Below are 14,123 nucleotides of genomic sequence, written 5' to 3' on the forward strand. Positions count from 1 at the left end.
AGATGATGATATTTGAAATCAGGTTAAACATGAGTTCAAGGCTCTAGATGTACATCTGCATATAGATTATAATTGCAGGCAGAATCAGGACTCCCATCAGATGTGACTTGCTCACTCCCAGATAATGTGGAAGGAGTCCCATTGCAGTTGTTGTTATCAATGCAAGGGTAAGATACAATATCGGCCCTTTGTAGATGATTGCGAAGGCATATAAAATAACAATCATAAGGATTATTACTGCAATTGAAAGCTTTCTATAATCTATTCCCTGCATGAGATTTGAAAAGCTGTCACCTAATTTCAAACAGATCATCAAGGATATTGAAACTGCAATTAAAGAAGCGAAGGTAAATATCATCAGATGTGATAAAGTGAACTCTGAAATCAAATAGGACATGTATACGGCAATTCCGCTCCTTGGATTGCCAATCAGATAAATGGCAATGAGTGAGAAGAGAGTGTCTGAAGTGTTCAATCCGCTATTGGCCAGCAAGAAGTTTTTTGTATCATCACTTTCGTCACTTGTTCCGCATGCTCCCTGTGCTATGATGCTTCCCTGGGCAGGACCGAATCCTGGTAAAAATCCTAAAATGGCTCCTGCAGTTCCTCCTGCAAAAATGCTTTTTACTGCATCCATATCAATTTCCAATTCATAGAATCTGTTCTGATGAGGAATTGAGGAGCTGTCATTCAAACTGAACAATATTGTACTGATTCCAAACAAACCGCTAAAGGTACACATAAGAGAGATTCCAGAAGATATGGGGGTTTGAAGCATTATCCAACCTAATATGCCGGATAAAACAAAAAGGAGGAGTGACCATAGAAATGCAATATCCCCATTGCTTAATCTACGAATCATATATATCGATACTACAGTCAAAATAATCCAGGTATATGGCTTGGATATTCCCTGCAGAAAAGGCAATACTACTGAAAATACGGGCATCATAATTATGACTACAAGGATGGCTCCAAACCCTCCAACGGAAACTATGCGAATGGCTTCCTTTGATCTTCCTTCCAATACCATTCTATGACCTGGAAGAATGGATGTGGCAGTCCCTTCCTCAGGAACTCCCAAGAGCATTGATGGGACAAATTCGATCAGGGCATGTGCGATGGACATTGATACGAATATCACACATAGGAATTCTGCAGATATATAATTCAAGAGGAATGCAGAGGATGCAAACATGATCGCTCCTGCAGTGTTGACATGTATTCCAGGAACCATTCCAGTACAGGTTCCAATTCCAATGCCCAAAAAGCATGCCAAAACCAAATCGAACATCACATCACCATATCTAATCTTGCTAATTCAAGCAGTTTCAATACAATAACTTATTTATAAGAACTTATATTTAAATTAAGCAGTTAAAAATGACTTAAATATAAAAATAAGATTGTAAAATTAATATTAGAATGAAAAATTGATTTTAAATTGAAATATTAAAATAATAATGGAAATTATAATGAATTAGTGAAATTGAATTAATTTTAAAACAATTTGATGATGAAAATGTAAATTATTATTTGTTTGGAATATTATAATTAAATTGTGAAAAATAGTAAAAAAGCATTGAATAAATAAAATAAATAAAGAAAATAAAAAAAGAAAAAAGAATAGTTTATAACTATTCTAAGATAACAGCAGGCTTAATCATGTCACGTGGTTTGTCTCTCATCATGATCATAGCTTCTTCGATGTCCTCAAATTTATCGAACTTGTGAGTGATCAATTTGGATGAATCGAAACGGCCATATTCAACAAGATTAGCCAATTTTTCCATTCTGGCACGTCCACCAGGACATACTCCACCACGGATTGTCTTGTCAGCAAGTCCTTGACCCCATGCGAGACCGTCAACAGGAATTGTTTCAATACCGTCATAGTGCAATACGTTACCGATGATACCACCGACTTTTAGAACAGATAAAGCTTCAGAGAGAGTGTCTTTTCCTCCTCCACCGATTACAACCTTGTCTACTCCTTTTCCATCGGTCAAGTCCATGATCTGATCTACTGTGTTACCGTTGTGGTAGTCTACAATATCGTTTGCACCATATTCCTTAGCCACTTTGATAGCTACCGGACGGCTTCCTACAGCAATGATGTGGGAAGCACCTTTAATTTGTGCACCAGCCAATGACATGAGACCTACAGGACCAATACCGAAACAAGCTACTGTATCACCAGGTTGGATGTCTGCAAGCTCTGCAGCATAGAAACCGGTTGTCATCATGTCTGAAATCATTACAGCTTGTTCCAAGCTTACATGTTCAGGCAAGTGAGCCAAGTTAGCGTCAGCTTGGTTTACATGGAATTGTTCTGCAAACACACCATGTTTGAAGGTTACAAAACTCATACCTGTACCCATACCGTAACAGTGTTGGGAGAATCCTTGTTCTGCAGGTACGGTCAGCCAGTCAGGGGTGATAGCAGGTACGATTACACGGTCTCCAGGCTTGAAGTCCTTGACCTTGTCCCCTACTTTAATAACTTCAGCGGTAGCTTCGTGTCCCACTACACGGTTAGGTGCATCGCTCATGTATGCATGACCCCATACGATGTGCACATCTGAAGTACATGGTGCCATAGCGAGTGGCTTACAGATTGCGTCATAAGGTCCACATTCATCGAGTTCAATGTCGACCCAACCAAGTACGTCTTGTTCGATTCTTGCCAATCCTCTCATTTTTAATATCTCCTAAAAAATTTTTTAAGAGTTGACTATTTCTGGAACAAGCTGGAAATAATCATCTCTAATAATAGATTGACTTATTAATTATTTAAATCTTTATAAATTTTGTTGAATAATATTCAAAAAAATTAGATAAACCTAGTTAAATATTTAATAAAAATATATAAAAATGAACATAATATAATAATTTACTAAAAAAATAGCTGATTATTCAAATAAATTTTATAAAAATTAACAATAATATATAAAACCAGTAAAATTGAAAAAAGAGAATTGAAATAAAATAGCGAATAAAAAAAATAATTTTAAAATAAAAAAAGAAAACTTATCACAAAAAGTGATAAAATTTTGGTCAAGGTTTTTGACCGAAGGTCAAAAAGCTTGGCTACATTAATCTTCTAGAATCAGTAATTTCTGCACTAGCCACATCAGCTAAAGCAATGATAGCATCTTCAGTAGGTCCAGTTCCGCCTTCACCGTCTTCTACGATGAAAACAACATTTAAAGCTACTAAACCGAATGCAATAGGTTCTTCAGTAATTTCGTGTAATTCTGCATCTGTAGGCATTGCATCAGTGATTGCTGCTTTTAATGCTTCTAAATCTACTTCTGGGCTTTCAGGCATTACTTTTAAAGTGTTAACAACTTCTCCCATAATCATTCCTCCAAAAATTCTAGATAATTAACTAATATGAATTAATTTAATTAATCCAAATACAAATTGATCTTTTATACCAAATCAAACTTATGGTCCTTCAAATCCGCATTCGCATTTGTAAGAGTGACCGAAAGTACGGCAACTTTCACATCTTGCGATAACTTTACCACATTCTGGACAGTTGAATTGAACATAAGGTTCAATTAATGGTATTTCTTGTTTACAAGATTGACAAAATACTTTTTCCATATTATCACCGAATATATTACAATATTTAATTTATTAATTTATAAATTTAATGTTTGATTATTTAAATTAAATTCATAATCAAATAAAATTAATTTAATTTTTTTACCTCTAAAAAAGATAGTTTATTGAAATGTTGTTTATTTATCCATTGCGAATAAATGTATATTCAAAAGAGCAATCCCCATCATTCATTATAGACAAGACTCTCTCAGGACACTCCCCATTGACAACATAACAATCCAATCCATACTCAATCAATAAAGTAGGCAACATCAAGTCAATTGATGATTCGTCAAAAGTCAGTAGTTTATTTACATCAATTTCCCTAATCAGTTCCGCCCCACTTAAGGATGGATCTTTTGTATATATACCATTTACATTTGTTGCTATTAAAAGCTTTGCATTCAAGAGACTTGCAATGTAAGCTGCAATTGAATCGCTTGTAACATCCCAGGAATGTGCAAAAGGTTCATTTTCCTTAAGGATTTGTGAACAAATCATAATTGGTATCTTATTGGAATCAGATATACTGATTGCTTCATCTATTGTATAGCTGATTTCTGTAAATGCTAACTTATCATTCAGCAATTTAGCCAGAATATCCATTGAATCAATGGCTGTCTCATGGGTTACATCCTCTGAGAATTCAATCTCATCATCATATTTTCTAATCAGATTGGCGAATTCTCCACCGCCAATGACAAAGAGGCAGTTCTGGTCTTTCAATGCATTTGCAAGTTCAATTGCTTTCTTCGGGAATAAACTTCCACCAATCTTAATAACCCATTCAATAATACTATCACAACTGAATGATTAATAATTTAAAAATTATAATTCTTATAAAATATAGAATATTTTAAAAATTGAAAGATATTTAAAAATATTAAATATTTATAAAAATAGCATTAATTAACTATTTATTTTTTACATTATATATAATTATGTTTTTTTGAAAAACTTAAAAATAAATTATATTAATCCTATTTTTTTAAAATTTTAAAAATAAATTATATATATTCAGCAAAATAAAAATAAACATATAAATCTTGGGGAAAGATTGATGAGTCAAAATAGAATAGAATGGATTGATCTTGTAAGGGCAATAGCTATTTTAACTGTTTTGTACATTCATGCAACCGATGGAATCTATATCATATCCTCTGATGCGATAATGAACTATACCCTGTTTTCAAGAGTGTTCCAATTTGCATCATTGTTCATTGGCCGTATAGGTGTGCCGTTCTTCTTAATGATAACCGGTTATCTATTGCTGGATAGAGTCTATGATGATGAGAAGGTTCGCAGATTCTGGGAAAAGAACTGCAAGGGCTTGGTCATTGTTACAATCATTTGGTCATTGATTTATGCAGTCAGCATACAGTTTGTAGCCTTCTTTAGTATGCAAGTCAATACAATTGAAGCGGGAAACCTGTTCTTCAGCCATATGTGGTATATGCCGATGATCATTGGAATGTACCTTTCACTGCCATTCGTATCCAGTGCCTTAAGCCATTTCGACCCTAAAACAATCAACCAAGCCACAATAGTGTTTTCACTATTGGCATTCCTCTTGCCTTTCATAAGCCTCCTATTTGATATGGAAGGGATTCAAAATGTGAACATACAGTTCTGTCTTGGTTTCAGCGGAGGTGTCTATGGAATCTATATTATCTTAGGATGGCTGGTCAAGAAAGGGCTGTTCAAGAAGTACTCCACCAATAAGTTCAGACTGCTTGCAATTGTTTCCTTCTTAATCTGTGTATTTTTCCAATACTATACATATATTAGAGGATACAGCTTCTTCCTATGGTATGAATTCCCATTCGTATTGACAGGATCATTTGCATTGTTTGAATTGTGTTCCAGAAGAAAGAAAGTCAGAGGATTGAGAGGAATCGAGTTCCTGTCAAAATACTCCTTTGCAGTATTCCTGATACATAACCTATTCAGAATACCATTGCTTCCTATGGTGCTTTACTTGCCATTTACAGAACCTATTAAAGCAATAATTCTTTGGATTCTATTAATTATCTGCAGTTATATTGCAGCTGTGATTATCTATAGAATTCCTAAATTCGGAAAATTCATTTTATACATGAGATAATTTTAAATGGGATAATCTTAAATGAAATGATTTAAGATGAGATAATTTTATATTATCCCTATTTTCATTAAAAAAAATACAATTGTGATCATATGATTAAAGTAGCTTACTGTAACATAAAAGATTTGGATTTGGAAAAAGCCTATGATCTTTTACCGGAAGAAAGAAAAGAGAAATTGAAAGGATTCATTTTTGATAGCGAGAAAAGGCTCAGTTGCGGGTCTTATCTTCTTTTAAGAAAGATCTTGGATGAGGAAAATGTCACTGACCCTATCATAAAGATTGAAGAGAACGGAAAGCCATACATAAGCAACCATGATGACATATTCTTCAATATGAGCCAATCAAACAGAATGGTTGCATGTGCAATATCCGACAAGGAAATCGGCATTGACATTGAAAAGAAAGATCCTTTGATTGACTTGAAGATAGCCGACACCTTCTTCATAAACAGCGAATATCAAACCGTGAAGAAATCAGAGGATTCCATTGATGAGTTCTTCAAATATTGGGTTCTAAAGGAAAGCTATATGAAATATACAGGTTTAGGTTTCCTCTTGAAAACAGATAGCTTTGAAATAGTTGATGATGATGGATTTAAGGTCAAGAATCAGAATCCTGACTTAAAAGAAGATGAGGAAAAAATTAAATTCAGCCTATTTGACTTAAACCCGTATAAGTTAGCCATAAGCTCTGAAGATGAAGTGGATGAAATTTTTGAATACAATGTTGAAGATTTATACTGAATTTAATTCATATAAATCTTAACTCTTTTTTAAAAAAAAAAAAATTATTAATATAAATCTAATAGAACAATCTAAAAAAAATATTCATTTTAAACTATTTTTAACTATTTCTTAAACTCTTTTTTAATCTCTTTTAAAGCATCTCTTGCTTCTGGAATAGGAAACATTGGATAAATGTGAAAAAGACCTTTTCCCACTACTAAGCGGGCATCGACACCGCAATCAATGAGATTCTCATAAAACAATTTGATGTCTTTGTAGAATATTTCATTTTCCCCAGTGAAAATAAGAGTTCTTGGAAGCCCTTCACTGTCACCATAAATTGGACTTACCTTATAATCCTTTGTGTCCAAATCACCGGCCCATTCCTTTCCAATCTCTCTTAGACCTACTTCGCCTAAAATTGGATCATCTTCACTCTCATAAGGACAGTTAGACATGGAAATGTCTACCCATGGGGAGAAAACAACAATATTATCTGGCTGTTCCAAACTAATTTCCTTTAAGTATTGGCAGAATGATAAGACAAATCCGCCACCTGCTGAATCTCCCATTAAAGAAATATTTGATTTATCAGTTGTTTTTTCCTTTTCTTCAAGCAAATGTCCATATAGCTTGGTTACAATGTCAAAGGTTTCTGCATATGAATGATTAGGGGCAAGAGGATAAACCGGAGCAATCACATAGGCGCCTAACTGCCTTGCCAGCATCCTACAATATAAAAGATGCTGCAAGTTGATTTCATTCAGATATGCACCGCCATGAATAAAAAGAACTTTAATCTTCGAAGATTCATCTCCAAAACCAAACACTTGAATGCCATTCCAATCTCTGCTTTTAAAAAAAGGAACTTTTGCTTCCGCATCTGTAATTTCAGCCCTTTGCATTAAAAAGTCATGGATATCCTTTTCGAAGTCCATATAGCTTGGCTTGGTAAATCTTAAAATGGATTCCTCTATCCTTGCAATAAATGATTTCTTATCAGACATTGTTTTACTCAAAAATTTTTTAAAGAAAAATTTTAGATTAAGTGAATTAATTTGAAAGAATGGAAAATCAAAATATCTTCAAATTAAAAAAAATACACCTAAAATCACTGTTTAATTAATACAAAAATTATTTTATAAAACTAAATATAAAAAAGTATTCATAAAAAATCAATTTGATTAAATTGCAAAAAATGAAGTTTTAAAAAAACTAAAAAATGTTAAGGAAAAGAAAAAAAATTTATTAGATATAATTTATAAAAATTAATTTGTTAAAGAACAAAAATAAGCCGAATAATCGAAAAAAATAAGCTAAAAACTTTTTATAAATATGAATATGCTAAAATTTTGGAGAGGACAATGCCCTTAAAAAGATTGAAATATACCTTTAATTACTGCAAGCCAAACCCGATAGGCTTCTTAATAATTCTCTTACTGATCTACTCAATTGGGGCTATAAACAATTATGCCAGCTGGCACACCATCAAATACAAGCTGATATTTTATCCCATAGCATTTTTCATCACTGTTTTCATATACGGCTATGGGATGGCAATAACTAAAGACACCATACGAAATGGAGAGAAACTACCTATAATCAAGCTTAAGCAATGCACTGTCTATGGAATCAAGACATTCATTCTAATGAACATCTATTCATTTATAGAAGGTTACCTCCTATACCGCCTTTCAAGAATATTCTATTTGCCGAAATTCACATTGATATATGCCTTATCCCACATTATAAACACATTGAAATTATATTATGCATACAATCCAACCAGCACCATTGAATTCATTATCTGCAGCATCATAGTGACCTATATCGTGGCTTTCTTTATGGAAATCTCACTTGCAAGACTTGCAGATGGAGGAAAGATACTTGAAGCATTCAATCTGCTTTCCGTCAAACGTTGCATTGATACAATAGGCTGGAGACATTACACTGTGGATTATACTAAGATTATGATTTCAATCACAATCTTGGCTTATTTGCAATATGCAATTGACTTTTTAGGATTCTTTGACAGTTTTCTTGATTTGATCATTGGACTCCTGATATTCATAATTGAATTCATTGGAATAGGAAAGATATATCAGGAGTATAAGATTAAGAAAGTTAAAGAAGAATTGAATGAAATAAATGAAGAATTTTAAAAAAAAATAAGCAGAATAAGTAAAGATAAGTAAAAATAGTTAAAATCAATTTTTAAAAAAAGTTAAAAAAAGCTAAAGACTACAATAGCTTCAAATCACCGGTTATCTTATCTAAAATCTCATCCTCATCAGGACCTAATCCTAAAACGGTAACAGTGGATTTTGGCAATTGGGTTCTGCCTGCATCGGTCACTAAGTAATATGCCACACCATTTGCCCTTGCAAGTTCCCTTAGATTATAAAGATCCTGTAAGCTAGGTGCTTTCAAGACCACCTTTGCATAAGCCTCATTTTCCCATTTTCTGATCTTTTCCTTGTCAGCCTGCTTATAGGCGCCTATGGCAGCATGACAGCATTGGGCAGCTATTTTACCTTTTCCCATCTTAATGTCAGTTCTTACAATCATTACCTGTTTCATTTTAAATCACGATAAATCTGATTAAAAAAAGTGTATTTGTTTTTTCTATATTATTCTTTTAAATTCAAAATTATTTAAATTTAACTTAAAAATAATAAAATAATCATTAATGATAAATTATTAAAACCATTAGAAACAGAATATATTTGTTAAGAAATATTTGAACAATCATATATTAAAAATTCATAGGTTGAAATTTATGTTAATGAATGAAGAAGAAAAGCTTAATAAGGACCATTATATGGTTTTTGGATTAAGTTGGGCAGGTTGGGTTTTTGATTTCTACGATTTGCTCTTATTTACCTTTTTAGTTGCTCCGATTCAAGCCAGCCTACATTTTTCCGCAGAAATGCTATCCTTATGCTTGGGGATTTCATTATTTGCAACCGGATTGGGAGGAATAGTCTTCGGAGCATTGGGCGATAAGTTCGGTCGTAAGAGAGTGTTGCAATGGACCATCATAATCTATTCGATCGGTACATGCTTATGTGCATTCTCATGGAACTTCTATTCTTTAGTTTTATTCAGATTCATCACCGGATTAGGTGTTGGCGGTGAATGGGGTACCGGTCAGACTTATATCAATGAAACATTCCCAGACAAGTTAAGAGCCAAATATGGTGCCTTCATGCAATCAGGAGCTCCAGTTGGAGTGATCTTAGCTTCATTGGTGGGAGGACTAGTGACTCCTGTCATCGGTTGGAGAATGACATTCCTAGTTTCCATTTTACCTGCATTGATGGTTATTTTAGTGAGAAACAATCTTAAGGAATCTGATGTCTGGATTCAAAACAAAGACCAAATTGCAAATAGAAATCTTCTTGCAGAGTTCAAACAGCTGATTGCACCTGAACATAAGAAAATCTTCCTCATATCATTGATACTATGCATATTCGGTATGTCTGCATATTGGTACACATATTCCTGGCTTCCAACCTATCTTGCCGATGAAAGGGGTTTGGCATTGATTGGCTCTACAATTGGGGTCATAATAATTCAATGCGGAGACTTTACAGGATATACAACTTTCGGTTATGTATCTGAAAAGCTTGGAAGGCGTCCTGCATTCACAATATACAGTTTCATTATGGCAATAAGCATATCCATGATAACACTCTGTTGGAATCAAATTCTTGAAATTCCATATCTGATATTGTTATTCATGTTCCTGACAGGATTTGGAACAGGATTCTTTGGCGGATTCGGTGCATTGTTCTCAGAGCTGTTCCCTACAAAGATAAGAAACACTGCTGTTGGAACAGTCTTCAATCTTGCAAGGGGAATACAATTCATCACACCATCAATTATTACCCTTGTTGCCGCATACACTGACTTAAGCTATGGAATAGCCATTGCTGCAATATTTGCATTCCTGGTTGGTGTTTGGATATGGACATTCCCGGAAACTAGAGGAACCGTCCTGAATGAATTGGATTAAGTTAACTGACATAGTTAACTTTCTTTTTTTATTTTCTTTTATTTTTTTAAATCTTTTTTAGAACTTATTTTAATCTTTTTTCTAATCATATTCCTAATCATTATTTAAGATTCCTTATTTTTCTTTTTTAACACAAAATTATTATAAACTATTAAAAACAAATTATATTTATTATAAACTATTTAATCAAACTTATTATTTTATTATAAAGGATACGGAGATAAAATGAGTAGAATTTCTATTTTAGACAAGGACAAGTGCCAGCCTAAGAAATGCAACTATGTATGTATGCACTACTGTCCTGGTGTACGTATGGAAGAGGATACAATTGTAATTGATGAAAAGAGCAAGAAGCCGCTCATTTCAGAAGAATTATGTTCTGGATGTGGTATTTGTACCAACAGATGTCCATTTGGTGCAGTCAGTGTCATTAACTTACCTGAAGCTTTAGATGAACCTATCCACAGATATGGTCAAAACAGCTTTGAACTCTTCGGTTTGCCTACCCTTAAGGATGGAACCGTTCTTGGTTTACTTGGTCAAAACGGTATCGGTAAGTCAACCATCATGAGAATATTGTCTGGAGAGCTTATTCCAAACCTTGGAAACTATGAAGAGGAAGCGACTTGGGAAAAGGTAATTGAATATTATAAGGGTTCAGCACTCCAAAACTACTTCAAATTGCTTCAAGCTGGTGAAATAAAAACAATCCACAAGCCACAGATGGTGGATCAGCTTTCAAAAGTGGTTAAAGGAAATGTGAAGACCTTGCTTTCCAATGTGGATGAGCGAAACAAGCTGGACGAAATAGTGGATGACCTTGACCTTAAAAACGTATTGGAACGTGACATGCAGAACCTAAGTGGAGGGGAGCTTCAAAGGGTGGCAATCGCCGCTACAGTTCTTCGTGAAGGTGACTTCTACTACTTCGACGAACCGACATCATGGCTTGACGTTCGTCAAAGGTTGAATGCAGTAAAAGTAATCAGATCCCTTGCAGAGGCAGGAAAATCAGTGCTAGTGATTGAGCACGACCTGGCTACCTTGGATGCTATGAGTGACAATGTTCATTTATTGTATGGTGAACCTGGAGGATACGGTGTAGTATCTGGTAATAAAGGTGTGAGAGTGGGAATCAACGCTTACATCAACGGTTTCCTTCAAGAGGAAAACGTAAGAATCAGAAAGCAGCCAATTGAATTCAGCATCCGTCCTCCAACACCTGAAGACGACGGTGAGGTATTGAGCGAATACAGCGACCTCAAGAAGGAATATGACGGATTCACTTTGGAAGCGGAAGCAGGTAAAATCTATCATGATGAAATAGTCACTGCATTCGGTTCAAACGGTATCGGTAAGACCACATTCGCAAAGATATTGGCTGGAGTTGAAAAGCCAAGTGAAGGAGAAATCATAGAAAAGGTCGAGATTGCATACAAACCACAATACATTGAATCCGACTATGAAGGAACCGCACAGGATTATCTTTTCGAAAATGCTCCAAGCTATGGTTCAAATATCTTCAACAGTGAAGTTGGAAGGCCTCTTGCACTTGATAACCTGCTTGACAAAAAGGTCAAGAAATTAAGTGGTGGGGAACTTCAAAGACTTGCCCTTGCTGTAACCTTGTCACAGGATGCAGATATCTATCTTTTCGACGAACCTACTGCATTCCTGGATGTAGAGCAAAGGCTGATTGCAGCAAGAGTTATCAGAAAGATAATTGAAAGCAGAAATGCAGCATCTCTGATTGTAGACCACGATATAGTGTTCATTGACTACATTTCAGACAGGGCTATGGTATTCAGCGGAGAGCCAGGACTCAACGGTAAGGCTTCAAAGCCAGCAGATCTAAGAACAAGCATGAACCAGTTCTTGGGAGACCTGGACATTACCTTCAGAAGAGATAAGGAAACCAAACGTCCAAGAGTGAACAAATATGACTCTTACCTTGACAGAGAACAGAAAGAGCAAGGCGAGTATTACTACCTTAAAGACTAATAAACTTCAAAACAAAACAAATAAAATAATTATTAAAAATGAATTTCATTAACTGACCATATGGTGATTTTTTGAACCCTATTGTTTCCATAGAAAATATATATAAAAAATTTGGGAAGAATGATGTATTAAATGGAGTTACAATCAACATTCCTAAAGGTTCAATTTGCGGTCTTGTTGGACCCAATGGAGCTGGAAAAACAACACTGCTAAGAATCATCACATCTCTTCAAAAAGCAGATTCCGGCCAAGTTAATATTAATTCTTGTGTCTTTAGCGCCTTGATTGAAGAACCCGCCTTATTCTATGAATTGAATGCAAGCCAAAACATTACTCAGCAACTGATTTTATATGGACTTGAGGATGAATGCAATCCAAAGGATTTCTTGGAATATGTCGGACTTGAAGACACCAAAAATAAAAAAGTGAAGCATTTTTCACTAGGAATGAAACAAAAGCTTGCGATTGCAATGATGCTTGTTGGAAATCCTGATCTGATTATTTTAGACGAACCAATGAATGGTTTGGACCCTCAGGGAATCATTAGTCTGAGAAACTTGATTTTAAGATTAAATAAGGAAGGTGTGACTTTTTTAATTTCAAGCCATCTGCTTTATGAACTAGAGAAAATAGCTACTGATTTTATTTTTATTAACCATGGAGAAATCATATCTCAAATGACAAGCGAAGAATTCTCAAATGCAAATAAAGGATATGTCCAATTGGAGGTTAATGATACAGATACATTTAAAAAAGCAATGAATGAATTGAAGATTCCATATGTTGAAGCAGAAAATTCTAAGATGAATATCTTTTCCAATTATACAATTACTGATTTGATTATCAAACTCAATAGCTATGGATGTATAGTTACAAAATGCTTTAATGTTGAAAATAGTTTAGAAGAATTTTTCATAAGGTTGGTCGATGACAATGACAAATAGAATTCTTAAGGCTGAATTGTACAAAATTTTTCATGAAAAATGGCTGCTCTTAGCTTGCTTTTTTATGATCATATTCTCAATCGGATTTATTCTAATGCAGAAGACAGCGATGTCATATACTGTTGGAATAAACAGGGTTGTCTTTTTGCCAATGGTAATGTATGGAATTGTAATTTCCGTATTAATCAGTGTTTTTGTATCTGAAGAATATGATGACGGATTCATTAAAAACAAGGTCATCGCCAATAATAATCGTAGGGAAATATATCTTACAGGCTTGCTATCAAACATGATCGCATCATTGATAGTTTATCTTATAACTGCTTTATTCACCTTGATTGTTTCATATTTGCTATTTTCAATAAATATCTCCATTTGGGATTATGTTTCATTTTTCATATTCGGTATTTTCATAATGCTTGTGTTTGTGGGAATATTCTATTTGGTCTCAATTGTTGTGGGGAAAAAATCCAAGGCCCTCGTCATAAATATGGGATTGGCATTCATAATGTTGATTGCGGCTTTAATCATGAATGGAATGTTAATGACAGATAACAATTTCCTTATGCAAATCATATATAATTTAAATCCATATGGACAAACAGCACAATTGACTTCAATGGAATGTTTAGATATGAAGGAATCTATAAAAATTGATGCATTCCTCTTTATCATACTCTCAGTATTAGGAATAAAATATTTTAATAAAAAAGATA

Annotated in this window: 14 protein-coding genes; 7 read left to right on the forward strand and 7 right to left on the reverse strand. The window is 34.2% G+C overall.

Annotated elements, in window-relative coordinates; all coding sequences use genetic code 11:
* Positions 1 to 43: 43 nt before the first annotated feature.
* The 5 genes from IJE13_RS08580 to IJE13_RS08600 all read right to left on the reverse strand — a co-directional run bounded on the left by IJE13_RS08580 (position 44) and on the right by IJE13_RS08600 (position 4,404).
* Positions 44 to 1,294, reverse strand: a complete 1,251-nt coding sequence (locus tag IJE13_RS08580) for a tripartite tricarboxylate transporter permease (RefSeq protein WP_292779454.1) — start codon at positions 1,292 to 1,294, stop codon at positions 44 to 46.
* A gap of 343 nt (positions 1,295 to 1,637) precedes the next feature.
* On the reverse strand, positions 1,638 to 2,699 hold the full coding sequence (locus IJE13_RS08585; protein WP_292779456.1) for an NAD(P)-dependent alcohol dehydrogenase: 1,062 nt from the start codon (positions 2,697 to 2,699) through the stop codon (positions 1,638 to 1,640).
* A gap of 391 nt (positions 2,700 to 3,090) precedes the next feature.
* Entirely contained in the window at positions 3,091 to 3,360 is a 270-nt protein-coding gene (locus IJE13_RS08590; protein WP_292779458.1) for an elongation factor 1-beta, read from the reverse strand.
* Positions 3,361 to 3,450: 90 nt separating this feature from the next.
* On the reverse strand, positions 3,451 to 3,612 hold the full coding sequence (locus IJE13_RS08595) for a zinc finger domain-containing protein (protein WP_292779460.1): 162 nt from the start codon (positions 3,610 to 3,612) through the stop codon (positions 3,451 to 3,453).
* A 141-nt stretch (positions 3,613 to 3,753) separates the two neighbouring features.
* Positions 3,754 to 4,404, reverse strand: coding sequence for a delta 1-pyrroline-5-carboxylate synthetase (locus IJE13_RS08600; protein ID WP_366514855.1), 651 nt, complete (start codon positions 4,402 to 4,404; stop codon positions 3,754 to 3,756).
* 268 nt (positions 4,405 to 4,672) lie between these two features.
* Here IJE13_RS08600 and IJE13_RS08605 point away from each other — a divergent pair, with 268 nt between their 5' ends.
* Both IJE13_RS08605 and IJE13_RS08610 read left to right on the forward strand, forming a co-directional pair.
* Complete coding sequence (locus IJE13_RS08605) at positions 4,673 to 5,716, forward strand: acyltransferase (protein ID WP_292779463.1); 1,044 nt, start codon at positions 4,673 to 4,675, stop codon at positions 5,714 to 5,716.
* 92 nt (positions 5,717 to 5,808) lie between these two features.
* Positions 5,809 to 6,462 carry a 4'-phosphopantetheinyl transferase superfamily protein gene (locus IJE13_RS08610; protein ID WP_292779466.1) on the forward strand — a complete coding sequence of 218 codons (654 nt, stop codon included), beginning with the start codon at positions 5,809 to 5,811 and terminating at the stop codon, positions 6,460 to 6,462.
* 104 nt (positions 6,463 to 6,566) lie between these two features.
* Here the strand turns inward: IJE13_RS08610 and IJE13_RS08615 are convergent, their stop codons facing one another.
* Positions 6,567 to 7,451 (reverse strand): alpha/beta hydrolase, encoded by an 885-nt coding sequence (locus tag IJE13_RS08615; RefSeq protein ID WP_292779468.1) that lies wholly within the window; start codon positions 7,449 to 7,451, stop codon positions 6,567 to 6,569.
* A 357-nt stretch (positions 7,452 to 7,808) separates the two neighbouring features.
* Between IJE13_RS08615 and IJE13_RS08620 the strand changes: the two genes are divergently transcribed.
* A complete protein-coding gene (locus tag IJE13_RS08620) occupies positions 7,809 to 8,606 on the forward strand; it encodes a DUF4013 domain-containing protein (RefSeq protein ID WP_292779471.1) in 798 nt (265 codons plus the stop codon).
* Between the two features lie 79 nt (positions 8,607 to 8,685).
* On the opposite strand, the gene pth2 is transcribed toward IJE13_RS08620, so the two are convergent.
* Positions 8,686 to 9,024, reverse strand: a complete 339-nt coding sequence (gene pth2 / locus IJE13_RS08625; protein ID WP_292779474.1) for a peptidyl-tRNA hydrolase Pth2 — start codon at positions 9,022 to 9,024, stop codon at positions 8,686 to 8,688.
* A gap of 199 nt (positions 9,025 to 9,223) precedes the next feature.
* Between pth2 and IJE13_RS08630 the strand changes: the two genes are divergently transcribed.
* The 4 genes from IJE13_RS08630 to IJE13_RS08645 form a co-directional block, all read left to right on the forward strand.
* A complete protein-coding gene (locus IJE13_RS08630; RefSeq protein ID WP_292779476.1) occupies positions 9,224 to 10,462 on the forward strand; it encodes an MFS transporter in 1,239 nt (412 codons plus the stop codon).
* 225 nt (positions 10,463 to 10,687) lie between these two features.
* On the forward strand, positions 10,688 to 12,463 hold the full coding sequence (locus IJE13_RS08635) for a ribosome biogenesis/translation initiation ATPase RLI (protein ID WP_292779479.1): 1,776 nt from the start codon (positions 10,688 to 10,690) through the stop codon (positions 12,461 to 12,463).
* Positions 12,464 to 12,534: 71 nt separating this feature from the next.
* Positions 12,535 to 13,407 (forward strand): ATP-binding cassette domain-containing protein, encoded by an 873-nt coding sequence (locus tag IJE13_RS08640; RefSeq protein WP_292779481.1) that lies wholly within the window; start codon positions 12,535 to 12,537, stop codon positions 13,405 to 13,407.
* A partial coding sequence (locus IJE13_RS08645; protein WP_292779484.1) for an ABC transporter permease subunit occupies positions 13,397 to 14,123 on the forward strand: 727 nt, incomplete at its 3' end. The genes IJE13_RS08640 and IJE13_RS08645, both read left to right, overlap by 11 nt.

Origin of the sequence: Methanobrevibacter sp., assembly GCF_017410345.1 — an archaeon.
In the GTDB taxonomy this organism is placed as follows: Archaea; Methanobacteriota; Methanobacteria; order Methanobacteriales; family Methanobacteriaceae; genus Methanobrevibacter.

Coding starts and splice junctions, on each gene's coding strand:
- IJE13_RS08580 (WP_292779454.1), bottom strand. CDS start 1,294: ATGTTCGATTTGGTTTTGGCATGCTTTTTGGGCATTGGAATTGGAACC.
- IJE13_RS08585 (WP_292779456.1), bottom strand. CDS start 2,699: ATGAGAGGATTGGCAAGAATCGAACAAGACGTACTTGGTTGGGTCGAC.
- IJE13_RS08590 (WP_292779458.1), bottom strand. CDS start 3,360: ATGGGAGAAGTTGTTAACACTTTAAAAGTAATGCCTGAAAGCCCAGAA.
- IJE13_RS08595 (WP_292779460.1), bottom strand. CDS start 3,612: ATGGAAAAAGTATTTTGTCAATCTTGTAAACAAGAAATACCATTAATT.
- IJE13_RS08605 (WP_292779463.1), top strand. CDS start 4,673: ATGAGTCAAAATAGAATAGAATGGATTGATCTTGTAAGGGCAATAGCT.
- IJE13_RS08610 (WP_292779466.1), top strand. CDS start 5,809: ATGATTAAAGTAGCTTACTGTAACATAAAAGATTTGGATTTGGAAAAA.
- IJE13_RS08615 (WP_292779468.1), bottom strand. CDS start 7,451: ATGTCTGATAAGAAATCATTTATTGCAAGGATAGAGGAATCCATTTTA.
- IJE13_RS08620 (WP_292779471.1), top strand. CDS start 7,809: ATGCCCTTAAAAAGATTGAAATATACCTTTAATTACTGCAAGCCAAAC.
- pth2 (WP_292779474.1), bottom strand. CDS start 9,024: ATGAAACAGGTAATGATTGTAAGAACTGACATTAAGATGGGAAAAGGT.
- IJE13_RS08630 (WP_292779476.1), top strand. CDS start 9,224: ATGTTAATGAATGAAGAAGAAAAGCTTAATAAGGACCATTATATGGTT.
- IJE13_RS08635 (WP_292779479.1), top strand. CDS start 10,688: ATGAGTAGAATTTCTATTTTAGACAAGGACAAGTGCCAGCCTAAGAAA.